This window comes from Archangium gephyra (assembly GCF_049060025.1).
Taxonomy (GTDB): Bacteria; Myxococcota; Myxococcia; order Myxococcales; family Myxococcaceae; genus Archangium; species Archangium gephyra_A.
Genome location: NZ_JBMEQQ010000002.1, coordinates 7875415 through 7900290 on the forward strand (window position 1 = coordinate 7875415; position 24876 = coordinate 7900290).

Consider the following 24876-nt stretch of genomic DNA (forward strand, 5'->3'; position numbering starts at 1 on the left):
GCCGGGAGGCCAGCCGCACCTGCACATGTTGCAGCTCGCCGCTGGAGAAGGAGGTGCGCCCCTTCGCGCCGGTGGCCGAGCTGTTCGCTCCGGACGGCCAGCGGCTGGTGTCCTATCCGCCCTCGGCCGAGGGAGTGCATGGGCCGACGCCCGCGCCGCACCCGCCGGGCGAGCCGCCGCGCTTCGAGACGGTGAAGGGCGCGGATGGAGCGCGGCTGCGGCAGCTCACCCTGGGCGTGCGGGCTCCGGCGGGCGGGGTGTACACGCTGCGGTTGTCGGCGTCGCTGGCGCAGCAGGACTCGGCGGTGCGGGCCTTCCACGCGGTGACGCTGGCGGTGGCGGTGCTGCTGGGCGTGGTGCTCTTCGGCCTGCAGACATGGCAGGCGCGGTGGCTGGCCGGGCGGCTGGAGCAACTCCGGGGGCTCATCGGCCGGCTGCGCGAGGGCGTGCTTCCCGGGAGCCCGGGGAAGGGGCGGCGGGGAGACGAGGTGTCGGAGGTGGAGGGGGCGCTGCACGAGGCCTCGGCGCGGCTCAACGAGGCGCGGGAGGCGCAGGAGCAGCTCATCGCCCGGGCGGCGCACGAGCTGCGCACGCCGTTGGCGTTGATGCGCACGAGCCTGGACCTGGCGTTGTGGAAGGAGCGGGACGCGCAGTCGCTGCGCGAGGCGCTGGAGGAGACGCGGCGCGAGGTGGAGCGGCTGAGCGCGCTGGCGGGCAACCTGCTGGACCTGGCCTCGTTCGGACGAGGGGGCTGGGAGGTGCGAGCGGGAGACTTGCGCGAGGTGGTGGAGGACTCGGCGGCGGCGGCGCGCGCCGAGGCGGAGGGGCGGGGTGTCTGGGTGACGGTGGAGGGGCCCGAGCCGGCGCCCTGTACCTTCCATGCATCCTCGGTGAGGCAGGCGGTGGACAACCTGCTGGCGAACGCGCTGCGGTACGCGCCGAAGGGGACGGAGATCGCCGTGCGGCTGGAGCGCGAGGACGAGCGCTGGAGGCTGTCGGTGAGGGACCAGGGCCCCGGCATTCCGGCGGAGCACCGGGAGTCGGTCTTCCAGCCCTTCCACCGGGTGGAGCCGAAGGGAGTGGGGACGGGGTTGGGGCTGGCGGTGGTGCAGGAGGTGGCGAAGCGCCACGGTGGCCGGGCGCGCGTCGCGGATGTGAAGGGACCCGGGGCGGAGGTGGTGTTGGAGCTGCCCGTGGAAGGCCCTGGCACCTCAACCGCCGCCGCGTGAATCCCCTCTCCCCTCGCGCACCACGTCCAGCCGGCAGTGCACGTGGAGTGACAGGCCCACCTCCTCGAGGGACACGGGCGTCTGCTCCACGGCGCTGGCGGGAGCGCAGTCCACCACATGCAGTGGAGCCTCGGCCGAGCCCACGGCGGTGGCCAGCTCCCGCACCCGGGCGGCGAAGCGGCGCAGCAGCTCCGCACGATGAACCTCGGGCTGCGAGACGAAGGCCTCCACGGAGCCGAAGCTGAAGCGCGGCTGCTTCTTCATCTCGCGGCTGTCCCGCTCCACCTCGTGGCACACGCGCACCAGCGCGCCCACCCGGGTGCTGCGTGCCCAGAAATCCAGCTCGGCGGGGAGCGGTACCACCAGCAGCCCATTCACGGCGACGAAGGTCCGGTCCTCGTCCTCGGGGAGCGACAGCTTCTTCGGCGCCGAGCGGTTGAAGCGCGTGTCCCTCGGGTGGAACGTCACCTCGGTGCCGGTGGCCTCGCGGGCGCGGCGCTGGAGTTGCTCGCATGCGCGCTGCAGGAGGGGCAGGGTCTGCTCGATGCCCTCGGTCTCCAGGGAGACGGAGAAGGACACGCGCAGCAGGTCCGGCCGCACGACGAACTCGGCGCGGACGGGGGCGGGCTCATGCAGGGGGGAGGCGTACTTCTCTTTATAGGAGGACATGGCGGACGGGGAGCCTACCTGCTGGCAAGCTGCGCGGCACATTCCGCTGGAGTCCGCTCATGAAACTGCGTCACTTCGTCATCCCCGGCTGTGTGGTGCTCGTCTGTCTCTGGACCTCGTGTGGCCGCTCCTCGGTCTCGAGTGCCGTGGCCAGCTCGTACGAGTCCGACACCGCTCCCGCGCTCGAGACGGTGGAGGAGGGCCTGAAGGTGCGCCCGGACGTGCTGCTGCTGTCCTTCGCCTTCCGGCAGGAGACGGAGTCGCTGGAGCAGGCGGTGCCGAAGCTGAAGGCGGCGGTGGAGCGGTACGTGCGCGCGGCGGCCGAGGCCTCGAAGGCAGAGGTGGCGGTGAAGATGAAGGAGGTGAGCTTGGCCTCGGGCAGGAAGATGGCCGGGACGGACGCGATGGCGCACGGGGTGCTGGAGGTGTCGCTGCCCGAGTCGCAGGACTTCTGGGGCCGCTCGGCGCTGGTGGCCACGCTGGTGCAGGTGGGGAGCCAGGAGGCGGCCGCCGCGGAGAAGGAGAACACGGGCCTGCGGGCGACGTTCGGCTTCCCGGAGGCGCGGGTGCGCGACCCGGAGCGGCAGCGGGCCGAGCTGATGAATCGCTGGGTGGAGCGGGCCCGGGGCTTCATCTCCCAGGCGCAGACCGAGCGGGCCCCGCTCCAGCTCGCCGGCTGCGAGCCCCCGGGCGCGGTGAAGCAGGAGACGGTGTCCGTGGACGAGGTGGTGCTCTCGCTGGCGGTGAGCTGCCGCCTGGACGCGGTGGCGAAGTAGCGCCGGGCTCAGCGGGGCTCGGACGGGGCGGGGGCCTCGGTGTCCTCGTCCAGGGCTCGCCGGAGCGCGGAGGCACCGTCCTGGAGGATGGGGCGGCCATGCGCGAAGCAGAGCACCTCGATGGGGAGGTGGTCGAGGATGCGCTGGATGCTCATGCGGGTGCGGCCGGGCTCGTCCTGGTACGCGTTCTCCACGAAGCGGGGCGTGCCGTTGTTGAAGTGGGTGAGGAGGTCCGAGAGGAAGATGACGCTCCGGGGCCGCTCCATCCAGAGGGCGTACATGGACTCGACGGGCCCGGGGGTGTGGTAGGCGACGAGGCCGCCGGGGAGGTTGTCGCCGGGGCCGTAGGAGGCATCCGGCGTGTCCTCCAGGCCGTAGGCGTCCTGGGGCGCCCACACGGGAGCGCCGAAGAGCTTGCGGAAGTGCCAGGCCGCGCGCTGGTGGTTGCCGGCGGTGAGGACGATGGCCTCCACCCGGCCCAGCTTGCGCAGCGCCTTGTCGTCGATGGGCAGCGGATCGATGAGGGTGACCGCGCCGTCCTCGGCGACGACGGCGTAGGCCTCGCTCTCCATGCCGCCGATGCGGTCATCGCGGACACTCCAGCGGTGGATGCCGGGGAGCACCTGCACCGTACGGTGGGCTCGTTCCTTGGGCTCGCTCATGCGCAAAAGCTAGGGCGTCCGTGTGCACGGGGCGTGAAGGCCCGGCCGCTCGGGCCCTTCCGGGGCGAGGGGTTGGACTCCCCGGGCAATGGCTCCGGGGTGCTCCCATTTTGGGAGAAGCAGGAGGGGAGCCCCATGCGTGCTGTCCGCCCCCAGGGCGCCAAGGCGTTCTTCCGGATGCTCCGTGACCTACCCGCCCGGCGGCCGGGCAGGCGTGGGCGGAGGCGGATGGCGCGTGTCCTCGGTGGGCTCGTCGAGCGTTCGGTGGAGCCACCGCATCACCGGCTGGTGCGCCAGGTGTTCTTCCGGGCCCTGGGCGGCATCTACCTCATCGCGTTCTCCTCGTTGGGGAAGCAGGTGCGGGGCCTCTATGGCTCGCGCGGCATCCTGCCCATCCGGGATTTGATCTCCTCGCCGCGGATGACGGCGATGGGGCGCGAGCGCTACCTCTGGTACCCCTCGTTGTTGTGGCTGGATGCGTCGGACAAGACGCTGGTGCGAGGCCTCCGCGCCGGCCAGGTGCTGTCGCTGGCGGTGATGGCGGGCGTGGCGCCGCGGGCCTCGCTGACGGGGTTGTGGGCGCTCTATCTCTCCTATGTCTCGGTGGGGCGGGAGTTCCTCTCCTTCCAGTGGGATGCGCTGCTGCTGGAGATGGGGCTGCTCGGCATCCTCACCGCGCCGGCGGGACTGCGGCCGGGGCCGGGGCGTTACGAGCCCTCCGCGGCGCAGGTGGCGCTGTGGCGCGCGCTCGTCTTCCGTCTGTACCTCGGCTCCGGGGTGTCCAAGCTGAAGTCCGGCGACGAGACGTGGCGCAAGCTCACCGCCTGCGACTACTACTACGAGACGGCGCCCCTCCCCACGCGCGGCGGTTGGTACGCGCACCACCTGCCTCGGAAGCTGCAGCGGCTCTCCACGGCGGCGGTGCTGGCGATGGAGACGGTGGGCCCGTTCCTCGCCTTCGCGCCGAGGCGGCTGCGGCTCCTGGGCTTCCGGCTCTTCTCCGGGCTGCAGGGCATCATCATCGCCACCGGCAACTACGGCTTCTTCAATGTGCAGTCGCTGGTGCTCGGCCTGTGGCTGTTGGATGACGCGTCCCTGCGGCGCTTCCTGCCAGCCCCACCGCCCGCGAGGCCCCGGCCCTGGTGGCGCACCCTGGGGGCCTGGCTCCCGGCCGCGCCGTTCCTCGTGCTGGGGGCGAATGAAATCCTGACGCGCTTCAACCGTCCGCGCAGCCCGCCGCGATGGCTGGAGTGGCTGGAGATGCGGGCCCGTCCGCTGCGGGCGGTGAACCACTACGGCCTCTTCGCGGTGATGACGGTGCGCCGGCCGGAGAGCTCGCCATCGAGGGCTCCGACGACGGCGAGACGTGGCACGAGTACACCTTCCGCTACAAGGTGAGCGATCCGGAGCGGGCCCCGAGGCAGGTGGCGCCCCACCAGCCCCGGCTGGACTGGCAGATGTGGTTCGCGGCCCTGGGCTCGCCGCCCGTCTGGCTGCTCGCCTTCATGCTGCGCCTGCTCGAGGGCTCTCCGGACGTGCTGAAGCTGCTCGCCATCAATCCCTTCCCGGAGCGCCCGCCGCGCTACATCCGCGCCACCCTCTACGACTACCGGATGACGGACCGGGAGACGCACCGGAGCACGGGCGCGTGGTGGAGCCGCGAGCGGGTGGGGCTCTACCTGCCGCCCTTGAGTCTCGCTTCGGGCGGGACGTCGAGCCGGCTGCAGTGGCACGCCGGGGAGTGAGGGCTCAGCGGCCGGCGGGCTCGGGCGGGGCGTGCGACGCCAGGTGCCGCACCGGGGCCGCGGGGGCGGGGGGGGCGTAGACGCCGCGGTACTCCGGGGGCAGCAGCCCGGCCACCCGCCGCATCATCGCGTCGGTGAGGGCCTGGCGGGGGTCCCCGGCACCGGCGGTCTCGGCCTCGAGCTCGTCCAGGTGGAAGGGCTTGCCGAAGCGGACGGTGAGGTGGGCGCGGCGCACGTGCTCCCGGCCCATGTCCCGGTCATCGATGGGCATGAACTTTTCCGTCCCGGTGAGCGCGACGGGGACGATGGGGACACCGGCGCGCCGGGCGATGAGGGAGGCGCCCTTCTTGGCCTGGGTGAGGGCCCCGGTCCGGCTGCGGCCACCCTCGGGGAAGATGAGGACGGAGTGGCCCGCCTTGAGCGTCTCCACGGCGCGTTTGATGGGCTCGATGTCCGAGGAGTTGGGGCGGATGAAGATGGTGTCCACCGCCTCGGTGCCGAGCCGGGTCATCACGGTGCCCTGCAGTTTGATGCCGGCCAGGAAGTGCACCTTCCGGGGCCGCAGGGCGCGGTCCAGCGTGAAGCCGTCCGCGTTGGACAGATGATTGCAGATGAAAAGACAGGGCTGGGTGGGGAGGTGCTCCCGCCCGAGGACCTGCTCGGTGGTGCGCAGGCTCCACACGGTGTCCATCAGCTTGCGCACGGCGGCTCGGCGAGGACGTGCCGGCAGGACGGAGAGCAACGCGAAGACGTTGTGGATCACAAGCAGTGTCCCCCCTGGGTCGAACCTCATCCTCCCGAGGTGCATTCCAGCGTCGGGTACCCGGCGGAAGCAGGCAGCCGGGCGGACAGGCTCACTTGCAAATCATTGCGCACGGGGCGTATCGAAATACAGTCATGTGCGCCTCTGTTCGAGAGGCACGCTCGTACGCCCGCAAGCCCCCCTACCATCTTGAAGACCCCGACGTCGCTCCGCTCGCTGCTCTTGATGTCCGTCCTCGTGCTCGGCGCTTGCCGGTCCGCGCCGGAGACGCTCACCCTCGCCATGCCGGAGGACCGTCCGCTGCATGCCCACGGGGAGTCCGTGGTGCTGCAGGCCGTCGCGCTCGATGGGGATGGCCAGCCGGTGGAGAACCCCAAGCTGCGTTGGGTGAGCTCCGCGCCGGAGGTGGCCTCGGTGGAGAACGGGGTGGTGGTGGCGCGCAAGTCCGGCAAGGCGAAGATTTCCGCGGCGGCTGGCAAGGCGCGGGCCTCGGTGGAGGTGCAGGTGTCCATCCCCAGCGTGGTGGACATCCGGGTGGATGGGGCGGATTTCCTGCTGGCGGGCAACTCCATCTCCATCTCCGCGGTGGTGAAGAACGAGCTGGGCAAGCCGCTGGTGGACGTGCCGCCGCGGTGGACCACCAGCGACCCGACGGTGGCGCGGGTGGAGAACGGGCGGCTGGTGGGTGTGGCGCCCGGGCGGGCCACCATCACCGCCACGGTGCCGCCGCTGAGCCGCAACCTGCAGGTGCAGGTGGTGCGCTCGGACTTCGCGCGGGTGGAGGTGGAGCCCACGCACCTCGTCTTCGCCAAGGTGGGCCAGAAGCTGCAACTGCGCGCCAAGACGTTCAACAACCGGAGCGTGGTGCTCACGGACGTGCCCGTCACGTGGTTCAGCTCGGACTGGTCGGTGGCGACGGTGTCCCCCACCGGGCAGGTGACGGCGGTGGGGCCGGGGCGCACGGTGGTGACGGCGACCGCTGGCAGGCGCAAGGCCGCCGCCGAGGTCGTCTTCGAGGTCAAGACGACGGCCCAGCGCTGAAGTCCTCGCGGGTGTCCTGGCCGGTCCCCTCTCCCAGACCCACGAACTTCGTGGGCAGCTACCGCTTCCCCTTGGTGGACTTCACGGGGGGCAGCGCCTGCCCGGCGGCGGGATCTGGCGGGCAGGGGGGCATCAGCGCACCCTCGCTGGGCGGGAGGATGGTGAACTCGACCCGGCGGTTGAGCGCCATGTTCGACTCGGAGTCGTTGGCGGCCAGCGGGCGGCTGCGGCCGAAGCCCGCCGAGCACAGGCGCTCCACGGCGATGCCGCTGTCGAGCAGGAAGTTCATCACGCTGGCGGCGCGGCGGCGCGACAGGTCGTAGTTGTAGGTGTCCGTGGCCCGCGCGTCCGTGTGGGCCTCGATGAGCACGCGCTGGATTTCCAGGTGCTTGAGCAGCTCGTTGGCCACCTCCTCGAGGATGGGGAAGGACTCGGGGAGGATGACGTCCTGGTCCGTGGCGAAGTGCACCTGGTCGAGGATGATGATCTTGTTGCCCGCGATGCGCGCGAGCGGGCAGCCCTCACGGCCCCGCGGGCCGGCCGGGTTCTCGGGGCAGCGATCGAGCCGGTCCACCACGGCATCGCCGTCCTGGTCGGTGTCGGGGCAGCCGCTGTTCTCCACGGGGCCGGCGATCGCCGGACAGCGGTCACCCTCGCCAATGACGGAGTCACCATCCGGGTCCACGGGGGGCGGGGCCGGAGGAGGCGGCTCGGGGGGCTCCTTGAAGCGCTCGAGCGCCGCGTACTCCTTGGTGACCGAGGGCACCCAGATGATGGAGGTGAAGAGGCGCATGGTGGGCGACGTCAGCGAGCATCCGCAGCCGCCACCACCGCCCACGGTGAAGGTGAGTCCGAGCCCGCTGTACCAGCGCAGGCCGACGAGCAGCTCGGCGGGAAGCTGCAGCGGGTTGTCCGGGAGCTTCTCGAGGGGAGCGCTGCCGGAGAGCATGCCCACGGCGGTGATGCCCGAGCTGCGGAGGATGGGGACCTCGGCGCCGAGCCCGAAGGTGGCGGAGTTGCCCCATTGCACGCCGGCGAACTCACGCTCCGGGCGCAGCCACAAGCCGGTGTTGAGCGCCAGGAGGATGCCGGACTCGAAGCGGTAGTCCAGCATGAGGCCGGGCGTCCAGGTGGTCTCACCATCGCTGGCGAAGGCCTCCTGGATGCCGGTGGGCAGGCCGAGGCCGAAGGTGAGCGCGGCACCGAATCCCGAGCCCTCGGGAGCGCGGCGCAGCCCGGGGACGGCCACCTTGGCGGTGAGGCGCAGGTCTCCGGGGGTGAAGGATTGGACGAAGCCCTCGGTGCCGATGGCCTCCAGGTTGTCTCCGCCCTGGGCGAGCACCAGCGGCATGTCCAGGCCGAGCTCGAACCAGTCGAAGAGGCCCACGGAGGCCATGACATCGAGCTGGAGGCGGTTGCCCACCACGCTGAGGGCCTTGGAGTTCGTGCCCGCGGCGACGAGCACCAGCGGATCCAACGAGAAGTTGAGGAAGGCGCCGCCGGAGATGGAGAGGTGCGAGAGGGGCCGGGACTGGCCGACGGTGACCAGATCCTGGGGCGCGCCGAGCGGGCGGAAGGCCTGCACGTCGAAGCGGGCGTCCTGGGCGGAGGCCTGCCCGGAGACGGCGAGCCCGAGGACGAGCCCCAGGGCGATGCAGGCGGAGCGCGTCAAACGGAGCCTCGCGAACGGAGGGCGAGGAAGACGGCCAGGAGGAGCAGCAGGCCGAGGCCGCCGGGAGTGCTGTCGGCGGTGGTGCCGCAGCAGAAGGCGCCACCCTGGGGCTCGGTGCCGGGCTTGCGCCGGCCGCGCTCACATTGCTGGGTGGTGGCCGAGCAGTGCTGGACGCCGAGGCAGTCGTTGCTGTCCACGCAGGAGGTGGTGCAGGTGTTGAGGGCGGTGTCGCAGGTGCCGCCGCAGGGGCAGTGGGCGTCGGCGAAGCACTCGACGCAGGCGTCGCCGTAGCACACGGAACCCTCGCCGCAGCTCACCGCGCAAGTGGAGGCGGAGCAGGTGCGCGTGGTGGGATCGCACGTGCCGCCCGGGCCGCAGTCGGCGTTCTCGAGGCAGCCCACGCAGGAGCTGCCCTGGGTGGTGCCATCGGTGAGGCAGAAGGGCGCCTCGCCGGGACAGGCCTCGCAGCGATCGCCGCAGCGCTTGTCGGTGGTGCACGAGGCGCACTCGCCACTGACGCAGAACCTGCCGTCACCGCACTCGAGGTCCGAGCGGCACTCGACGCACACCTGGCCGTCCATGCAGTAGGGCCGGTCCGAGGGGCACTTGACGCACTGGGAGCCGCAGCGCTCCGAGGTGTTGCAATCGGCGATCTGCTCCACGCAGCGGCCGTTGGCGATGTCGCACTTCTTGCCATCGGAGCAGTCGGAGTCGCTGGTGCACTCCACACAGGTGGGCGAGGCGCCAGGAGAGGGCGCGGCGCACTTGAGGCCGCCGGGGCAGCAGTTGCAGGAGGTGCCGGCGCAGCTATCGTTGGTGCCGCAGGGCTGGCAGGTGTTGTCGGCGCAGGTCTGTCCGCGCGGGCAGTGATCGTCCGAGACGCACTCATGGCACTCGTTGTCGGCGCCGCAGAACTCGCCCTTGGGGCAGTGCGCGTCGGTCTTGCAGCCGCGGCACTGGTTGGTCTCCGGGTCGCAGCGCCCGTTGGGGCACTGCGAGTCATCCGAGCACTGGACGCAGGTGAACGTGCCATTGCGGTTGAGGCACAGCGGGGTGGACGCGCCACACGGGGAGCAGCTGGGGCCGCAGAAGACGGAGGAGTCACAGGGCGCGCAGAGCGCGGAGCCATTGCAGTAGTAACCCGGGTCGCACCCGTTGTTGCCAGCGGTGTTCGCGTACTGGCGGTTGCACTGCGTGCACTGCGTCAGGTCGGGATAGGACGGACGCCCGCTCTCGGTCTGGTAGAACTGTACGGGCTCCAGCACCGCGAAGCCTCTGGACCGGAGGTTGACGGGGCTGTCGTTCGCCGGCCGCTCGAAGTCCGCGAAGTCTCCGATCAACACGGACACCTCCAGCGCGGCATGCTCGGAGATCTCCGCGTACAGCAGCTCGATGGGATAGAGCCCGGACTTGCGGAAGGTGACGCTGTTGGTCGTGCGCCAGGTCGGAAGACCAAGCTGTGGAGGCCGGATGATCACCTCGTAGGCTCGGGGGATGTTGTCGTAGATGACGAGGCTCGCTGCGTCATCGGTGTAGATGCCGAAGTGCAGCACCCGGCCCACCATTTCCGGGGTGATGCTCAGGTAGCCGCGCAGGCGAGAGGCAAACGACGTCGTCGTGTCGTTGCGGAAGAGCGCGCAACCGCCTTTCTGGCAGCCCCAGGCGCCCATGGCATCCACGAAATCGCCGTAGCTCGATTGCAGTCCGGAGTCGTTGTTGTTCGACAGATCGAGCGGCGTCCGCAGCACCGTGGTGTACCGGATGTTGGGATTGCCCGAGTTGGGGGCGGTCTCCAGGAAGGTGTTGATGCCTCCGCTGAAAGTCACGGTGCTCTGCGGGAAGTCCACAGCGGGGTTCGTCGACACCCTCGATGCGACACACAGTCCCGTGCCTGGCTGGGTGGGGGCGGGAGCGACAGGGTCTCCGCTGACGACCACTGGCTCCAGGGGTTGCTCGGGATTTGCCCGGGCCGCTCCGGCCAGCGTGACCAGCAGCGCCGCCGCCAGGGAGGCCATTCTTCGGAAGGGATGTAGGTGCACGGGGGGAGACGAACCATCCCCCGGCCTACTTCTGCGGTCAAGTTATGGCCGGGGTCACTGTATAGGGGGGGACTGAAGTCTACCCCGGCTCCCGGTGGGCCTCCAGCCGCGTGCGGCCTACTCCTTCTTCAGGGCCACGGCCAGGCGGCCCAACAGCTTGATCTGCCCGGAGTCGAGCTGCCGCAGCACGCGCAGCACCGCCCGCACTTCCGGCTTCTCGCCCTGCTCGCTCGGTGGGTCGGCGAGCCGCAACGAACCATCCGGCCCGGCCAGTCCCAACAGCTCGTCGGCGGAAATCCTCAGCGCGCGGCACAGCCGCAGCAGCGTCGGAACGCTCGGCACCATGCCGCCGCGCTCGATACGGCCGTACACCTCGGTCACCAGGTCGACCATCTCCGCTACATCCGCCTGGGTGAGCTGCGCTCGCAGCCGGGCCGTACGGGCGGCCTCCCCAATCGTCTTCGCCAGTTTCTTGTCCATACCTGAACCCACCCTACAGTGTAGGCAAGGCGGAATACGACGCATCAGGTTGTCGGAACAGGACTGTAAAGGTCACTTCTTCAACCCTATTTCTGAAGTCACCCTGTTCTGTCCTGCTTCCCGCGAAGGCCGGAACATGCCGCCTTCTTCTCCTCCCCCCAACCCCGTCCTCCCTCGGGAAACCCGTGTACGAAGTGCTCCCACCCACCTCTTGTGGTCCGCGTGTCGCGGTTGGACACAGAATGCCGGAGGGGTCTGACACGGTGGGTGCTCAGGAGGAGATCCGCCAGGTCGTCTCGGACAGGGTGGAAGCGGTGCGCGCCCAGTCCGAAACCTGGGTGTCGAGCTGCCCGAGAAGGCCGGAGAAGAAGCGCTGTTCCAGGGCCTGCGCGAGCGTGGCGCCGTGGGCATCGGCCCACTTCTGGGTGAGGCGCTCGCGGATGTCCGAGCCCAGTGCGTCCACGAAGCGCTCCAGCAGCGGCGTGGACAGGAGCGTGCCGGCCCAGATGACGGCGTCATGGCCGAAGCCGCCCGTGGCCACCGTCACCACCGCGGCGGCTCCCGAGGGCACCGAATAGACGAGCGTGGTGAGCGTCTGCAGCACCTCCTCGCGCAGGCCGCCCTGCAGCTCCGTGCCCACCAGTCCCCGGCAGAAGGCATAGAGGCTCTCGCGGTCCGCGGTGTGGGCCTGGATCGCCTCGAAGCCGAGGGGCTCGTCCAGGCGCGCCAGGGTGGGGGCGCCGAAGGCCTCGGCGAGCAGCTCGCGCGTCCGGGCATCTCCATGCCAGGCGGCCACCTCGGGGGCGAAGCGCTCCATCAGCCGCCGCACCCCATCGCGCAGGGTGTCCTCGGTGAGCTGGCCCGCCGGGGGGACGGTGGGCTCGGGGCCGGTGAAGGAGCGGCGCACCTGGCGCGAGACGAAGGTGAGCGCGGTAGCGAGCCCCCGGAAGGGCAGGCGCACGTAGCGGTGGAAGGCACTGCGCGCGTCCAGCTCGTCGCGGAAGGCCTCCACCAGCACGTCCGCGGGCACCGCCTTGAGGGCCGCGTGACGGCCCACTCCGAGCAGCTCGTGGCGCAGCCGCTGGCGCAGCCTCTCCGGCTCATGGGAGGCGGCGGTGGCGGCCCGGGCCAGTTGCTCCATCTCCGCGCGCGCGTCCCGCAGCGAGGCCTCCAGGGCCCGGGCTTTGAGCGCCTGGGCGTGCTCGGCCTCACCCAGCAGCGCGGTGAGCGCGGGGGCCGCGTCCAGCGGGTTCGTGGCGAGGGGCTTCTCCCCGGCCTCCACCTCCGGCTGGTGCGGGGCGAGGTAGCGCGCCAGGGGCGGGTGGCCCACGTCCGAGGCCAACTTCTCCAGGTGGCCGCGCGCCACCTCCTCGCGCGTGGCCTCGTTGTAGACGAGGAGGTAGGGGCGCCCATGGCCCACGGCGGCGCGCAGGAAGTCCACCAGCGCGGCGTTCTGGTACGTCTGCCGGCTGACGACGAAGGCGAGCACGTCCACGGTGACGAGCAGGGCCTCGGCGCGCTCGCGGTTGTCGCGGTAGACGCTGTCGAAGTCCGGCGTGTCCATCACCACCAGGCCCCGGGGCACGGCCTCGGCGAGGACGAGGTAGAGGCGTCCGGCGGGCCCTGCCTGGTCCACAGGCGCGGCCTCGCCCGAGATCACGGGGACGATGTCGTAGCGGCGGGTGAGGAAGTCCTTGAGCGAGCCCGTCCAGGTGTCCGGGTGCGCGGCGGCGAGGCACTGCTTGGTGAGGCCTCCCTCAGGGCGGGCGGGGGACAAGTGCGTGCCCACCAGGGCGTTGAAGAGGGTGGACTTGCCCACGTTGTTGGGCCCGGCGATGGCCACCAGCAGCAGGGGCGCGTCGGCGCCACCCAACCGGGGCAGCAGGTCACGCCGCAGCCGCTCCAAAAGGCGGCGGGCGGTGTCCGCATCGGCCGCTTCAGGGAAGCGCTCGGGGGGCGGGAGGGCGTCGCGGGCGGACTCGAGGGCGGTGCGCAGGTGGGCGAGGTCGTTCATCCGGGTGCCGGAGGACAGCACGTGGCGGGCCGGATGCCCACGGAAGACGTGCCAGGTCTGTCGGCCCTGGACGAATGCGCCCCTCAGCGGCGCGAGCGCAGCGCCCGGCCCACCTTCCGGGCCAGGTCCGTGGGGTCCAGGGGGAGCGGCACGTAGTCATACACGCCGCTCGCGACGGCGCGGGACATCAACGTGAAGTCCTCGCCGCTTCCGCACAGCAGCACGGGCGGCGCGTGGGGCCGGGTGGCCAGGGTGCTCGCCAGCGCCAGGGCCTCCTCCTGGGTCCCGTCACTCCGCGGCACCACCACCAGGGCGGACATGCCCTCCAGGGAGCCGTCCTCGCGGCAGGGCACCACCCGGTAGCCGGCCACCGCCAGCGCGGTACCGACACCGTGGGGATTGGCGGGGCCGTCCGGCTCGATGAGGGCCACGGGCCGCGCGAGGAAGCTCGGGCGGCAGCGCGGTGGGAGGGGCGGGCGGAGGCTGCGTGCGCTCCTGCTTCTTGCCCTCGCCGCGCAGGGGTGGGGGCGCCAGGGACTCACGCAGCCGGGCGGCCACTTCCCGCGCGTTCGCCGGGCGCTGGGCCTTCGTCTTGGAGAGACACGCGAGCACCAGCGTCTCCAGCGCCTCGGGAATGCCTCGCTCCGGCCGCAACTGCCGCACCGGCGGAGGCGGGCGGTAGAGGTGGCCGCTCATCACCTCCACGGCGGGCGAGTCCCCGAAGGGAGGTTGGCCCACGAGCAGCTCGTGCAGCAGACATCCCACGGAGTACAGGTCCGCGCGCCCATCGGGCAGCTCCCCACGGCAGTGCTCGGGAGACATGTACGCGGGCGTGCCGAGCACCTGGCCGCTCCCGGTCAGCCGCGCCTGCTCCTCCGGCTGCACGAGCGCGGCCAGCCCGAAGTCGAGCACCTTCACCGTGGGGGCGGAAGCTCGCCCACCAGCATCAGGTTGGAGGGCTTGAGATCCCTGTGCACCATGCCCAGGCCGTGCGCGGCGTCCAATACCTCCAGCACCTGCGCGGCGAGCTCCACCGCGGCCTTCACCTCCAGCAGGCCGTAGGTCTCCAGCACCTCGTCCAGCGGGATGCCGAATACCCGCTCCATGGCGAGGTAGAGCACCTCCCCGTCGGTGCCGTGGTCGAAGAGGTGCACCGCGCCCGGGTGCTTCAGCCGGGCCATGAGCTGGGCCTCGCGCTGGAAGCGGGCGATGGCGCCGGGCGTCTTCGCCACGTGCGGGTGCAGCACCTTGAGGGCCACGTAGCGCTCGAGGCCCAGTTGCTCGGCCTCGTACACCGTGCCCATGCCGCCGCTGCCGAGCGTCCCCGTCACCTGGTAGCGCCCGGCCACCACCCGCCCGAGCCAGGCGTCCCCCGTCCCCGCCATGGGCTACTCCCCCGAGCCCTTGATGCGGTCCAGCTTGCGGTAGAGCGTCTTGCGGTCCAGCCCCAGAATCTGCGCGGCGAGCGACTTGTTGCCCTTCACCTCCTCCATGACGCGGAGGATGTAGCGGCGCTCGACTTCCTCCAGCGTGGTGAGCTCCGAGGGGTCTCCGCTGGCCACCACCACGTGCGAGGCCCGGTAGGCGCGAATCTTCTCCGGCAGATCCTCCACCGTGAGGCGCTCGGTGACGGTGACGGCCACCGCGCGCTCGATGCAGTTGCGCAGCTCGCGCACGTTGCCGGGCCAGCTATAGCTCATCAACCGCTCGGCCACGGCCTCCTGGAGGCCCGTCACCCGCTTGTCCGCGCGGGCGGCGAAGTGCTCGATGAAGTGCTGGGCCAGCAGCAGGATGTCCCCACCGCGCGCGCGCAGCGGCGGCAGTTCCATCTGCACCACGTTGAGGCGGTAGTAGAGGTCCTCGCGGAAGCGGTTCTCCTCCACCATGCCTTCCAGGTCGCGGTTGGTGGCGGCCACCAGGCGCACGTCGAAGGACACCTCGCGGTCTCCTCCCACCGGGCGCATCACGCGCTCCTGCAGGGCGCGCAGCAGCTTGGGCTGCAGGCCCAGGGGCATCTCCCCCACTTCATCGAGGAAGAGCGTGCCGCCATGGGCCTGCACGAAGAGCCCCGAGCGCGCCGCCTTGGCGTCGGTGAAGGCCCCCTTCGCGTGGCCGAACAGCTCGCTCTCCAGCAGGGCCTCGGGCATGGCCGCGCAGTTGACGGCCACGAAGGGCCCCGAGGCGCGCCGGCTCTTCTCGTGGAGCGCCCGGGCCACCAGCTCCTTGCCCGTGCCGCTCTCGCCGCTGACGAGCACCGTGGCGTCCGAGTCCGCCACGCGGCCGAGCAGGTCATACACCTTGCGCATCGGCGGGCTGGAGCCGAGCAGACCGCCCAGGCGCTGGGACTCGGTGACGACCTTCTTCAGGCGCACCACCTCGCCCTTGAGGTGGTGGTGCTGCACGGCGCGGGCGAGCGTCAGCGCCAGCGCCTCCATGTCCACCGGCTTGGTGATGAAGTCGTAGGCGCCGGCGCGGATGGCGGCCACGGCCGTCTCCATGCTGCCGAAGGCCGTCACCACCACCACCGGCAGCTCCGGCAGGTTGGCCACCACGCGCTCGCACAGCTCCGTGCCGCTCAGCCCCTGCATGTTCAGGTCCGTGAGGACCACGTCGAAGGGCTGCTCCATCAGCAGCGGCAGGGCGGCGTTGGGATCGTTCAGCGTGGTGACGGTGAAGCCGCGCCGGGTGAGGCGGTTCTGGAGCATCTCCAGCATGCTCGGGTCATCGTCGACGAGAAGGACTCGGCCGCTCATCCGGGCACCATATCCCACTCCCGACAGAGCCGAGGCGGCTTGCTTTCTCCCCTGCCAGCCCCCGGAGTAGGGTACCGGGCTCATGAGAACGCACCTCTCCAGCCTGCTCGTGGTGGGCCTGCTGGCCTGCTCTGCCGCGCGCACCTCGGCCGTGTCCGAGCCCGCGGCTGCGCATGCCCGGGCCCCCCTGCCGTTCATCGAGGATGACTACTCGCGTGCCCTGTCGGAGGCGAAGTCGAGGGGATTGCCCCTCTTCGTTGATACCTGGGCCCCGTGGTGACACACGTGCCGCTCGATGCGTGCCTTCGTCTTCACGGATGAAGCGCTCGCGCGGCACGCCGGACGGTTCGTCTGGCTCGAGATCAACACGGATGTTCCCGGTAACGCCCAGTTCCAGGAGAAGTACCCGGTAGAAAACTGGCCCACCCTCTTCATCATCGACCCGAGGGAGGAAAAGGCCCTCGTGCGCTTCGCGGGCAGCGCCACCGTCCAGCAACTCGAGAAGCTCTTCGAGGACGGAGAGCGTGCGTACCGTGGGGTCGCCCAGGGGCCCGAGGCGCTGCTGGCCCGCGGCGATGCCCTGTATGGGGAGGGCAAGGCGGCCGAGGCGGCGGACGTGCTCGCCCAGGCGCTCGCCGAGGCTCCGGCGGACTGGTCCCGCCGTGGCCGCGCCTTGGAGTCCACCCTCATCGCCCAGTACGGGGCGAAGCGGCACGAGGCGTGTGCCCGCACGGCGCTGGCGGAGCTTCCCAAGGTGCCGCACTCGGCCTCGTGGGCGAACGCGGCGGCGCTCGGGCTCTCCTGTGCGCTGCAGGTGCCGCAGGGCACCGCGGATGCCCAGGCGCTGAGGGAGTCGCTGGAGGCCAAGGCCCGCGAGGCGCTCTCGCCGGACATCGTCATGCCCGGAGATGACCGCTCGGGCGTGTACGATGTCCTGGTGCAGGCCCGTGCGGCGGCGAAGGACGAGGCCGGGGCGAAGGCGCTCGCCGCGCAGTGGCTCACCTTCCTCGAGGCGGAGGCGGCCAAGGCCCCGACGCCCGAGCAGCGCACGGTGTTCGACTCGCATCGCATCGGCGCCGCGCTGCTGCTGGGCGACCCGATGCGGGTGGTGCCGGCCATCGAGCAGAGCGAGAAGGACCTGCCGGACGACTACAACCCGCCCGCGCGTCTGGCCAACCTCTACCGGCGGCTGGGACGGCTGGACGAGGCGCTCGCCGCGAGCACCCGGGCCCTCTCGAAGGTGCAGGGCAGCCGGCGGTTGCGCGTCCTCTCGGAGCGGGCGGACATCCACGTCGCCCGGGGAGAGAAGGACGAGGCCGTGCGCACGCTGGAGGAGGCGATCGCCTACGCGAAGACGCTCTCCGGGGCCCAGGCCTCGCCGCGCATGGTGGCCGCCCTGGAGAAGAAGCTGGCGGACACGAAGGCGAAGTGAGGGGACGGGCCCGTGCTCAGGGCCCGTCCTCGTTGAACAGGTCGCCCGGGTCGGTGTTCTGCCACCGGGCGAGCTGCTCCGCGGTGGGGAAGCCCTTCACCCGGTAGCGCTCGGGGTACAGGCCCTCCACCGGCGCGAGCAGTTGTCCGGCCGCCCGAGACACGTCTTCCCACCGGGCGATGCCCACCGGCGGGGCCTCCGGGCCGAGCGCCGGGTCCATGAAGAAGATGACCTCGGCGCGCGGAAGCACGGCGTCCACGCCCTTGAGCCAGACGGCGTAGCTCAGGCTGCGTCCGCGCTCGTCCTCATAAGGGGTGAAGGCGGCCACGAAGAGGTCCACGCCCTTCTCCTCGTAGAGCTTCTCCAACTGCTGCGTCTGCTCGTCGTAGTCGCGCGCCCGGGTGAAGAGCTCCAGCTTGCGGAAGTCCGGCCAGGCGTTGTTGAGCCGCTCGGGCATGAAGGGCACCCAGCCCTGGGGCGTCAGGCGCATGGCACGCCCGTCCACCGCGCGCGGGGCCATCATGGCTGGCAGCGCCTGGGTGGCCACCCGGTTCAGCCCGTCCTCGTCCTCGGAGCCCGTGATGAGGAGCAGGTCGCGATGGGGCACGAGCACCACCGGTGTCCCCTTCACCGCGCAGCGGCGCACCACCTCGTCGAGCAGCAGGCGGGAGGCCGCGTAGCTGTCCCCCCACGGAGCCTTGCAAGTGCCGGGAGCGAGCTGCTCCAGGGGCTCGGTGCTGCGCGGGCGCAGGTTCTCCATGGCGATGCCGAGCGCCTGCTCGAAGGAGAGGCCCCAGCGTGCCAGCTCGACCGGCCCGAGGTAGCGCAGGGTGTCCGGCCCGTCGAAGGCCAGTCCCACGCCGAGGAAGCCTCCCAGGGGCTTCCAGGCGATGGGGGCCGGTTTGCCCGGTTCGCTCTTCATCACCAGGGGCAGTTGCTCGAAGAAGGTGCGGCTGCGCACCACGGGCAGCAGGTTCGGCCGGGCCTCGGCGAGCGTCTCCGGCATGTCCGGCAGCTCCCTCACGCGGGCGAGCCGGGCGAAGACCGCGTCCCGTTGCTCCGGCGGTCCGGAGAGGTACTCGTCGAAGAAGTTGGCCAGGAAGACGGTGCTCGCGTCCTTGTCTCCGAGCCGCAGCAGGAAGCCGTCGGCCTCGTAGTGGATGGGGCGCGTCTCACCGGAGGCGCGCAGGGCTTCCATCGCCCGCCGCGCGAAGGCGTCCCGCTCCGCCTGCTCCTGCTCGGGCGACGCTTGCTCCTGCCCCTCGGCGTGCTCCGCCCACTGGGCTTCGGCCGCTCGCGCTTCCCGGGTGGACGCGCGAAGAGGGGCCGCACACCCTCCCAGGCCCAGGGTCCCCACGAGCGCCAGCCCCACGAGTCTCCGCGTCGTCTTCCTCATTCCTGTCCTCCCTGGATCTCGTAGAGCTCGTACGCTTCCACCGGCGACTCGCGCATGCCGCCATCGGTGAAGACGAGCACCGCCTCGCCGGGGCCGGTGGGGGGCGGGGTGCCAAGGCTGTAATGGAGGCTGGTGCCGTCGGTGACGAGGTGGCGCAGCACGCCGTCCCGGGCGCCTTCACGAGGCAGCGAGAGCAGCTCGCGGCTGCGTTTGTCACGCGTGTGGCCCACCACCTGGGTGAGGCCGGGGGGAAGCCGGTGCGGGTCGAAGCGGCGCCGGGGCGTGGCGGCGCGGTGGGCGGCGTCCTCGGGGCGCAGGCTGGGGCGATGGTAGAAGATGCCGCGGCCCTCGCCGTACGCGGCGCTGCCGGGTTGGTGCAGCCCGGCGAGGGAGAAGGGGCCCTCCTTCCACTGCGCCACCGCCGTGGCGAGCGTCCGCTGCAGCGCGTCCGCCACCGTGGGCGCGTGGGACCACTGCGCCTCGGGCAGCCCCACCACGCGCAGGTCCTCGCGCGTGACGCCCGCGTGCAGCACGAGCAGATGCTCGGCCGCGGCGTGAGCCACCCGGAAGCGCCCGGCGCGCAGCAGGTACGCCACCCAGTCGCGCTGCTCCTCGCGGAAGTTGCCGAAGTCGCGCGCCACCAACTCCACGTTGGGCACCTCCGGGTAGCGGGTGAGGAAGTCGCGCTCCCGGGCCTCGTCGGTGTCGTCTCCCCGGTAGATGCCGTCCGCCTCCACCTGGGCGGCGGCGAAGCGCGCATCGGTGAAGGTGGCGAGCTCGCCCACGCGGCCCAGGTCGTGGTTGCCCAGCAGCAGCACCGCCTGGTCCGCCGGGTGCGCGGCCATCCACGCCACCAGCCTCAGCGCGCTCGTGGCCGCCTCCTCGCGCTCGGCGGGCTTGCCCCAGTCGAAGTGGTCCCCCACCGAGATGAGCTGGACCTCGGGCCGCAGCCACCCGTCCGGGCCGAGCAGGCCATGGCGGTCGAGGATGGCGAGGAAGCGGGTGAAGTCCGCCTGGGGATCTCCAATGACGAGGCGCCGGGTGCGGCGCCGGCCATCGGGTGGCATGGAGTGGGGGCCACGGCGGACGGCCTCGGCGGCGCGGGCCAGGGCGGACTGGACGAGGGGAGTGCTCACGGCCCCATCCTAGTCCCGCCCGCGAGCCGGTGCCCGGTTGCCCGCCCCGTTCAGGAGGCCAGGAAGCACTTGGCGATGAGCGCCGAGCGGCTCTCCACCTGGGCCTTGGCCAGGATGCGGGTGACGTGCACCTCCACGGTGCGCTCCGCGCAGCCCAGGTGCAGGGCGATGGCCTTGTTCGACTCACCGCGCACGAGCCGTCCGAGCACCTCCATCTCCCGGGCGGTGAGCCCCCAGCCGGAGCTGAGCGTGTGCACGCGGGCGAGGGCCTGCGGGGGCTCGCCCTGGATGACGGCCAGGTAGTGCGTGGGCGTGCCGGTGAGGCGCAGCGGGGTGAAGGAGATCTCCCCGCCTGGCGGCTCGCCGCGCTGGTGCTTCTTCAGGGCTTCCGCCACGAGTCCGGCGTCCTGCTCGAGCCGGGCCTTCCCCAGGCTGTTGGTATGGGCCACACGGCCGGTGGACGTCACCACGTAGGCCGCCTGGCCGAGCGACTCCAGTGCCGCCTCGAGGGCCGCGTGGAGCATCCCCGCCTCGCGCAGGCGCGAGTCCAGCGCCAGCCTGCGCTGCAGCGAGGGGATGAGCTCCCGCATCAGGTGCAGATCCCTCGCCTCGAAGGGCTCCGAGCGCATCGCGCCCACCCACCCCAGCAGGGCCGGGCCGTCGCAGACGAGCACGCGCAGGAACATCATCCGATCCAGTCCACACCCCTGGAGGAAGTCGCCGATGGCCGAGCGCACCTGGGCCTGGAGCCGCGCCCGCTCCTCGGCGGGGATTCCGAGCGTCTTCCACACCGTGATCCGCTCGTCGTGGGGCGGGAGCAGGGGCTCGGCGTCCGTCCCGGGCGCCTGGAACTGGAGCTCCCGGTTGCGCTGGGAGGGCTGGGGACAGGCGGGATTGAAGTAGCCCCAGCAGTCGCGCCGGGTGCTGACGAAGCCGTCCAGGTACGCGTGGGCGGCCTCCGGCGTCATGGGGAAGCCGGCGATATGGAGGTAGCTCACCTGGAACCGTTCCGGCCCGATGTCCACGCCGTAGGCAAGGCCCCGCTCCGCGTGCAGGGCTTCCCGCAGCGCGTCCACCAGGGCTGGCAATACGTCCACCCCCGGCTCGACCGTATCGAGCCGGGAGCGCAGGTCCCCCACCAATTGCTGATCCTGCGAATTCAATGGTTCCAAGCTATTTCGGACTATAGGTGAATTGGCCGAGAATCCAAGGAACACCTGTCAGGACGCATGAAACCAATACTCCTGGTGGGTGCGGCTAAGGGATTTCCCGCATGGAGGAGACCCGGGCCGGGTCACGCGGCTCGCCCGGCTACCCCACGGTGATGTGACGCCGCAGGCTCCGCCGCTCCGCCAGGGGCCGCGAGTACACACCGGCCGCCGTGCCGAGGAACGTGCCGAGGACGTGCAGGGCCGTCCACCGCCAGAAGCCAAGGCCATACATGAAATAGAGGAGGTCCGGCGTGTCGAAGCCGTAGAGGAAGGCGATGGCCGCCGGCACCGCCACCGAGGCGATGGCCGCCGCCGCGAAGGCGCGCTTCCAGCGCTTGGCGAAGAAGCCTCCGAAGACGCCGCCCAGCAGGCCGTTGAGGAAGGGCATCCAGAAGGTGATGAGGCCCACGAACGTCATGGTGAAGGCGCCGATGACCAGGCCCCGGTTCTTGATGGGGATGCCGTCGGTGGGCGTCTCGCGCACCAGCACTTCGTGGTAGCCGCTGTGCTGGATGTCGGGCAGGGGCTCGGAGGCGGTGGTGTGGATCTCCCGGCCTCCCAGGAGGCCTCGATCGCACTGGCCGTCCTCGAGGACCTCGCGGCGGGTCTTCGGCTTGGGGTTCTGGGGATCGATGAATTCGGACATGCGTGCTCTCCCGGTGGGTGGGGGCGGAAGGCTCCGCCGTGGATGTTGATGCCGTTGAAGATGCGACATCCCGGTGCGGGCGACAGGTGCGACAACCCCGCGGAAGAGCAGGCGTCCAGGCGAGCGTGACAGGGCTTGGCGGCTGGGGGCCTGCCGGTATGCTGCGCCTCCCTCGTGCCCCTGTCTGGCTGGATGGAGTCCCCATGCGTCCGATGCGTTCCCTGATGTGCGTTGCCCTGCTGTCCCTCGGCCTGCTGTCGGCCTGCGCGCTGCGCCCGTACTACCGGCAGGTGCTGCCGCCCGACCTGGCCGGGATGAAGCCCCAGGCGGCCCAGGGCCAGGGGCCGGTGACGATGCGCATGGTGGAGCCGGGGACGGACAGGCCCATCGCGGGGGCCCGGGTCATCCTGAGCCTGAACCGCGGCCGCGTCGTGGCGGCGAGCGACGCGAACGGCCTCTTCCAGTTGCCGGTGACGCCGGAGCTGCTCGCGGAGAATCCCCTGGTGGAGGTGGTGCTGCCTCCGGGGCTGCGCGGCTACTCGTTCTGGACGGAGCCGGCGGAGCCCGCGTCCCAGCCTGCGGGCGAAGCGGCACCGCAGCAGCCCCAGGAATGAGCTAGGCTCCGCGTCCATGCGTCATGCATGGATTGTCGGATGCCTGCTGTTCCTCTCCGCCTGTTCGAACAAGGCAACGGACAGCGCGGTGGCCCTCACGGTCACGTACCCGGGCTATACCCCGCTCTGCCTTCGAGTGACCGCCGTGGATGCGGCGGCCTCGGAGCGCAGGAGCGATGAGCTCATCACCCAGTCCAAGCTGGCCACGGACGATGACCGGACGCTCATCCTCGCCGTGTACCGCGAGAAGAGCTGGAGCCAGGAGCTGCGGGTCGAGGTGGCCTCCTACGCCACGCCGGACTGCACGGGCACCGCCATCGAGACACGGCAACTGGCCTCGGCGGTGACGCTGCCCGCCAAGGGCTCCGTGCCGGCGGCGCTCGAGCTGCTGGCCCGGGACGTCGACAAGGACGGCCACGCCGCGCGCGCCCCGGGTGACAGCGCCATCCAGGGGACGGACTGCGACGATGACAAGGGCACGGTGCACCCCGGCGCCACGGCGGTGTGCGACGGGCGGGACAACCTCGAGACCGACTTCGACTGCGACGGCACGCTGGACTGCAACGGCGGCGGCTGCACGATCGATGCGATGTGCGGCTCGGGCTTCTGCGTGGCGGGCATCTGCTGCGACAGCGCGTGCGATGAGCCGTCGTCGCAGTGCCGGGGCGCGGGGACGTGTGGCACGGGCACCTGCGTCTATCCGGTCACCACCGGCGTGGCCTGTGATGACGGGAGCCAGTGCACCAGCGGCGACACGTGCGGTGCCGACGGGACGTGCGCGGGCACGGCGAAGACGTGCGGCCCGGGGCCGGGCCAGTGCTACGCGGAGGCGGGCACCTGCAACGCCTCGACGGGAGATTGCGAGTACGCCCCCCTGCCCACCACGGCGGCCTGCGACGATGGGCTCCAGTGCACCCTGGATGACCGGTGCAACGGCAGCGGCGGGTGCGCGGGCACGGTGAAGACGTGCAACGGGCCGCCGAACACGTGTCGCGAGGAAAGGGGCACCTGCAAGGAGCCGACGGGCACGTGCGAGTACGCCCTCCGGCCCCCCTCCTCGGCCTGCGATGATGGGAGCCAGTGCACCCTCGATGACAAGTGCGATGGCAGCGGGACGTGCAAGGGCACGGAGAAGACGTGTGACGGGCCGCCGGACCAGTGCCACGCGGACATTGGCACCTGCGACCCCGCGTCGGGCTCGTGCAGCTACGCTCCCAAGCCCCCCTTGGCGGCCTGTGATGACGGCAAGGACTGCACCACGTCGGACAGGTGTGATGGCGATGGGGCCTGTAACGGCACGGTCACCTGCTCTCCGCCGACTGAATGCCAGAAGGCCCTCGAGGTCTGTACCGCCGAGGGCAAGTGCCAGTTCACGGCGGACCCCGCGCAGGAGGGCAAGGTCTGCAGCCAGGGCGGGAACGCGGGAACGTGTGACGCGGCGGGGGTGTGCCAGCCGCTCGGGTTCGATTACGCCGTCACGGGCAACTTCGATCCGGTGGCGATCGCGGCCAACCGCATCGGCGACCTGAACCTCACGTGTGCGGCCACCTTCGATTCCTCGGGCACGCCGTCGTGGACGTTCGCTCCGGACTGCAGCGTCACGCCGCCCACCCCCACCCACGTGGTGACCGGTGATGGTTCCGTGGTGATCGCGGTCCGCCACCTGGTGGTGAATGCCCCCCTGCGGGTGGTGGGCTCGAGGCCGGTCATCCTGGCGGTGTATGGCGATGCCACGCTGAACGACGACATCCTGGCCCACTCGGTGCGTGAGGCGTCCAAGCAGGGAGCTGGGAGCGGGGTGAATTGCTCGGGACGGACGGGTGGGGCGGGTGGCGTCGGCGGTGATGATGGGAGTGGTGGTGGGGGCGGTGGCCTCGCGACGGAGGGGGGTCTCGGCGGCGCCAACGACGACAACACCGCGACCAGAGGCCCGAAGGGAGGCGAGCTGGCGACGAGCGGCTTCTCTCCGTTGATGGGAGGCTGCCAGGGTGGGGCGGGTGGCGGCATCACGGGCACGACTCCAGGCGTGGGAGGCCCTGGCGGTGGAGCGCTGCAACTCTCGGTGGCGGGCACACTGACGCTGGGGCGCGCGGTGTCGGTGAGTGGCGCCGGAGGTGGGGGAGGAGGGTCCACCGTCAACAACGCGGCGGGAGGTGGAGGCGGTGGAAGCGGAGGCATGCTGGTGCTCGAAGCCGACACGCTCGTGGTCGAGTCCACCGCCCGGGTCACCGCGAACGGCGGCTCGGGTGGGGAAGGCTCTGACTCCCAGGGCCCGTCGCGATCCCCGGGAACTCCCGGAGCGGATGGGAGCACGCAGAACGACATCCCGGTGGCGGGCGGTGATGGCACCGCGGCCAACGGAGGCGGGGGAGGCGCGGGCGCGGCGGGGAGCACCGGTCCCGGCGACGGTCTCGCGGCGAACCCCTCGAGCGGCGGCTCGCATGGCGCCGGAGGCGGTGGCGGTGGTGCCGCCGGCCGCATCCTCCTGCGCGGCGTGACGAGCTGCACCTCCATCCCGGCGGGCGCCATCATCAGCCCGCCGGCCGTGGCCTCCTGCCCTCCGTAGCATCCCGGGCCACGAGAAGTAGGGCGACTCGC

24 protein-coding genes are annotated in these 24876 nt (G+C 71.3%); 9 read left to right on the plus strand and 15 right to left on the minus strand.

Annotated elements, in window-relative coordinates:
* The first annotated feature begins 53 nt into the window (after positions 1–53).
* The gene (locus tag ACN28I_RS34515) at positions 54–1229 is read left to right on the plus strand and encodes a sensor histidine kinase (protein ID WP_420946158.1); all 1176 of its coding nucleotides are present in this window, start codon (positions 54–56) and stop codon (positions 1227–1229) included.
* Here the strand turns inward: ACN28I_RS34515 and ACN28I_RS34520 are convergent.
* Positions 1212–1898 (minus strand): hypothetical protein, encoded by a 687-nt coding sequence (locus tag ACN28I_RS34520; protein ID WP_420946159.1) that lies wholly within the window; start codon positions 1896–1898, stop codon positions 1212–1214. The two genes, ACN28I_RS34515 and ACN28I_RS34520, sit on opposite strands and share 18 nt — an antisense overlap.
* A gap of 59 nt (positions 1899–1957) precedes the next feature.
* Between ACN28I_RS34520 and ACN28I_RS34525 the strand changes: the two genes are divergently transcribed.
* The gene (locus tag ACN28I_RS34525) at positions 1958–2674 is read left to right on the plus strand and encodes a hypothetical protein (RefSeq protein WP_420946160.1); all 717 of its coding nucleotides are present in this window, start codon (positions 1958–1960) and stop codon (positions 2672–2674) included.
* 8 nt (positions 2675–2682) lie between these two features.
* Here the strand turns inward: ACN28I_RS34525 and ACN28I_RS34530 are convergent, their stop codons facing one another.
* The gene (locus ACN28I_RS34530) at positions 2683–3336 is read right to left on the minus strand and encodes an MBL fold metallo-hydrolase (protein ID WP_420946161.1); all 654 of its coding nucleotides are present in this window, start codon (positions 3334–3336) and stop codon (positions 2683–2685) included.
* A 135-nt stretch (positions 3337–3471) separates the two neighbouring features.
* On the opposite strand from ACN28I_RS34530, the gene ACN28I_RS34535 reads away from it, so the two are divergent.
* Positions 3472–4734, plus strand: coding sequence for a lipase maturation factor family protein (locus ACN28I_RS34535; RefSeq protein ID WP_420946162.1), 1263 nt, complete (start codon positions 3472–3474; stop codon positions 4732–4734).
* Positions 4677–5081, plus strand: coding sequence for a lipase maturation factor family protein (locus ACN28I_RS34540; protein ID WP_420948773.1), 405 nt, complete (start codon positions 4677–4679; stop codon positions 5079–5081). Before ACN28I_RS34535 ends, ACN28I_RS34540 begins: the two co-directional genes overlap by 58 nt.
* A 4-nt stretch (positions 5082–5085) precedes the next feature.
* On the opposite strand, the gene ACN28I_RS34545 is transcribed toward ACN28I_RS34540, so the two are convergent.
* Entirely contained in the window at positions 5086–5844 is a 759-nt protein-coding gene (locus ACN28I_RS34545) for a lysophospholipid acyltransferase family protein (protein WP_420946163.1), read from the minus strand.
* 189 nt (positions 5845–6033) lie between these two features.
* On the opposite strand from ACN28I_RS34545, the gene ACN28I_RS34550 reads away from it, so the two are divergent.
* Positions 6034–6885 carry an Ig-like domain-containing protein gene (locus ACN28I_RS34550; protein ID WP_420946164.1) on the plus strand — a complete coding sequence of 284 codons (852 nt, stop codon included), beginning with the start codon at positions 6034–6036 and terminating at the stop codon, positions 6883–6885.
* Positions 6886–6943: 58 nt separating this feature from the next.
* On the opposite strand, the gene traB is transcribed toward ACN28I_RS34550, so the two are convergent.
* From traB to ACN28I_RS34590, 8 genes are all read right to left on the minus strand, one after another.
* Positions 6944–8557, minus strand: coding sequence for an outer membrane exchange protein TraB (traB, locus tag ACN28I_RS34555; protein WP_420946165.1), 1614 nt, complete (start codon positions 8555–8557; stop codon positions 6944–6946).
* On the minus strand, positions 8554–10572 hold the full coding sequence (gene traA, locus ACN28I_RS34560; protein ID WP_420946166.1) for an outer membrane exchange protein TraA: 2019 nt from the start codon (positions 10570–10572) through the stop codon (positions 8554–8556). Before traA ends, traB begins: the two co-directional genes overlap by 4 nt.
* Positions 10573–10713: 141 nt before the next feature.
* Entirely contained in the window at positions 10714–11076 is a 363-nt protein-coding gene (locus ACN28I_RS34565; protein WP_043412376.1) for a helix-turn-helix domain-containing protein, read from the minus strand.
* A 271-nt stretch (positions 11077–11347) separates the two neighbouring features.
* The gene (locus ACN28I_RS34570) at positions 11348–13090 is read right to left on the minus strand and encodes a GTPase (RefSeq protein ID WP_420946167.1); all 1743 of its coding nucleotides are present in this window, start codon (positions 13088–13090) and stop codon (positions 11348–11350) included.
* An 83-nt stretch (positions 13091–13173) separates the two neighbouring features.
* A complete protein-coding gene (locus ACN28I_RS34575; RefSeq protein ID WP_420946168.1) occupies positions 13174–13410 on the minus strand; it encodes a hypothetical protein in 237 nt (78 codons plus the stop codon).
* Positions 13379–14008, minus strand: a complete 630-nt coding sequence (locus ACN28I_RS34580) for a protein kinase domain-containing protein (protein ID WP_420946169.1) — start codon at positions 14006–14008, stop codon at positions 13379–13381. Before ACN28I_RS34580 ends, ACN28I_RS34575 begins: the two co-directional genes overlap by 32 nt.
* Positions 14005–14475, minus strand: a complete 471-nt coding sequence (locus ACN28I_RS34585) for a serine/threonine-protein kinase (RefSeq protein WP_420946170.1) — start codon at positions 14473–14475, stop codon at positions 14005–14007. Before ACN28I_RS34585 ends, ACN28I_RS34580 begins: the two co-directional genes overlap by 4 nt.
* A 3-nt stretch (positions 14476–14478) precedes the next feature.
* Positions 14479–15843 (minus strand): sigma-54-dependent transcriptional regulator, encoded by a 1365-nt coding sequence (locus ACN28I_RS34590; RefSeq protein WP_420946171.1) that lies wholly within the window; start codon positions 15841–15843, stop codon positions 14479–14481.
* An 82-nt stretch (positions 15844–15925) separates the two neighbouring features.
* Here ACN28I_RS34590 and ACN28I_RS34595 point away from each other — a divergent pair, with 82 nt between their 5' ends.
* Both ACN28I_RS34595 and ACN28I_RS34600 read left to right on the plus strand, forming a co-directional pair.
* Positions 15926–16123 (plus strand): hypothetical protein, encoded by a 198-nt coding sequence (locus tag ACN28I_RS34595; RefSeq protein ID WP_420946172.1) that lies wholly within the window; start codon positions 15926–15928, stop codon positions 16121–16123.
* A gap of 15 nt (positions 16124–16138) precedes the next feature.
* Positions 16139–17275 carry a tetratricopeptide repeat protein gene (locus ACN28I_RS34600; RefSeq protein ID WP_420946173.1) on the plus strand — a complete coding sequence of 379 codons (1137 nt, stop codon included), beginning with the start codon at positions 16139–16141 and terminating at the stop codon, positions 17273–17275.
* Between the two features lie 16 nt (positions 17276–17291).
* Here the strand turns inward: ACN28I_RS34600 and ACN28I_RS34605 are convergent, their stop codons facing one another.
* From ACN28I_RS34605 to ACN28I_RS34620, 4 genes are all read right to left on the minus strand, one after another.
* Positions 17292–18671, minus strand: a complete 1380-nt coding sequence (locus ACN28I_RS34605; protein ID WP_420946174.1) for a hypothetical protein — start codon at positions 18669–18671, stop codon at positions 17292–17294.
* A complete protein-coding gene (locus ACN28I_RS34610) occupies positions 18668–19807 on the minus strand; it encodes a metallophosphoesterase (protein ID WP_420946175.1) in 1140 nt (379 codons plus the stop codon). The genes ACN28I_RS34605 and ACN28I_RS34610 overlap by 4 nt, the downstream gene beginning before the upstream one ends.
* Before the next feature lie 50 nt (positions 19808–19857).
* The gene (locus ACN28I_RS34615; protein ID WP_420946176.1) at positions 19858–20970 is read right to left on the minus strand and encodes a helix-turn-helix transcriptional regulator; all 1113 of its coding nucleotides are present in this window, start codon (positions 20968–20970) and stop codon (positions 19858–19860) included.
* A gap of 148 nt (positions 20971–21118) precedes the next feature.
* Positions 21119–21664, minus strand: coding sequence for a hypothetical protein (locus tag ACN28I_RS34620; protein ID WP_420946177.1), 546 nt, complete (start codon positions 21662–21664; stop codon positions 21119–21121).
* A gap of 203 nt (positions 21665–21867) precedes the next feature.
* Here ACN28I_RS34620 and ACN28I_RS34625 point away from each other — a divergent pair, with 203 nt between their 5' ends.
* Together ACN28I_RS34625 and ACN28I_RS34630 are read left to right on the plus strand one after the other, a co-directional pair.
* On the plus strand, positions 21868–22278 hold the full coding sequence (locus ACN28I_RS34625; protein WP_420946178.1) for a hypothetical protein: 411 nt from the start codon (positions 21868–21870) through the stop codon (positions 22276–22278).
* A 16-nt stretch (positions 22279–22294) separates the two neighbouring features.
* Positions 22295–24844 carry a putative metal-binding motif-containing protein gene (locus ACN28I_RS34630; protein WP_420946179.1) on the plus strand — a complete coding sequence of 850 codons (2550 nt, stop codon included), beginning with the start codon at positions 22295–22297 and terminating at the stop codon, positions 24842–24844.
* The last annotated feature ends 32 nt before the right edge of the window (positions 24845–24876 follow it).

What these genes read in the sequence shown, in the direction of transcription:
- traA (WP_420946166.1), bottom strand. Translation starts at nt 10,572, where the DNA reads ATGGCCTCCCTGGCGGCGGCGCTGCTGGTCACGCTGGCCGGAGCGGCC.
- ACN28I_RS34600 (WP_420946173.1), top strand. Translation starts at nt 16,139, where the DNA reads ATGCGTGCCTTCGTCTTCACGGATGAAGCGCTCGCGCGGCACGCCGGA.
- ACN28I_RS34590 (WP_420946171.1), bottom strand. Translation starts at nt 15,843, where the DNA reads ATGAGCGGCCGAGTCCTTCTCGTCGACGATGACCCGAGCATGCTGGAG.
- ACN28I_RS34625 (WP_420946178.1), top strand. Translation starts at nt 21,868, where the DNA reads ATGCGTCCGATGCGTTCCCTGATGTGCGTTGCCCTGCTGTCCCTCGGC.
- ACN28I_RS34565 (WP_043412376.1), bottom strand. Translation starts at nt 11,076, where the DNA reads ATGGACAAGAAACTGGCGAAGACGATTGGGGAGGCCGCCCGTACGGCC.
- ACN28I_RS34620 (WP_420946177.1), bottom strand. Translation starts at nt 21,664, where the DNA reads ATGTCCGAATTCATCGATCCCCAGAACCCCAAGCCGAAGACCCGCCGC.
- ACN28I_RS34530 (WP_420946161.1), bottom strand. Translation starts at nt 3,336, where the DNA reads ATGAGCGAGCCCAAGGAACGAGCCCACCGTACGGTGCAGGTGCTCCCC.
- ACN28I_RS34570 (WP_420946167.1), bottom strand. Translation starts at nt 13,090, where the DNA reads ATGAACGACCTCGCCCACCTGCGCACCGCCCTCGAGTCCGCCCGCGAC.
- ACN28I_RS34525 (WP_420946160.1), top strand. Translation starts at nt 1,958, where the DNA reads ATGAAACTGCGTCACTTCGTCATCCCCGGCTGTGTGGTGCTCGTCTGT.
- ACN28I_RS34605 (WP_420946174.1), bottom strand. Translation starts at nt 18,671, where the DNA reads ATGAGGAAGACGACGCGGAGACTCGTGGGGCTGGCGCTCGTGGGGACC.
- ACN28I_RS34520 (WP_420946159.1), bottom strand. Translation starts at nt 1,898, where the DNA reads ATGTCCTCCTATAAAGAGAAGTACGCCTCCCCCCTGCATGAGCCCGCC.
- ACN28I_RS34595 (WP_420946172.1), top strand. Translation starts at nt 15,926, where the DNA reads ATGAGAACGCACCTCTCCAGCCTGCTCGTGGTGGGCCTGCTGGCCTGC.
- ACN28I_RS34535 (WP_420946162.1), top strand. Translation starts at nt 3,472, where the DNA reads ATGCGTGCTGTCCGCCCCCAGGGCGCCAAGGCGTTCTTCCGGATGCTC.
- ACN28I_RS34630 (WP_420946179.1), top strand. Translation starts at nt 22,295, where the DNA reads ATGCGTCATGCATGGATTGTCGGATGCCTGCTGTTCCTCTCCGCCTGT.
- ACN28I_RS34585 (WP_420946170.1), bottom strand. Translation starts at nt 14,475, where the DNA reads ATGGCGGGGACGGGGGACGCCTGGCTCGGGCGGGTGGTGGCCGGGCGC.
- ACN28I_RS34575 (WP_420946168.1), bottom strand. Translation starts at nt 13,410, where the DNA reads ATGTCCGCCCTGGTGGTGGTGCCGCGGAGTGACGGGACCCAGGAGGAG.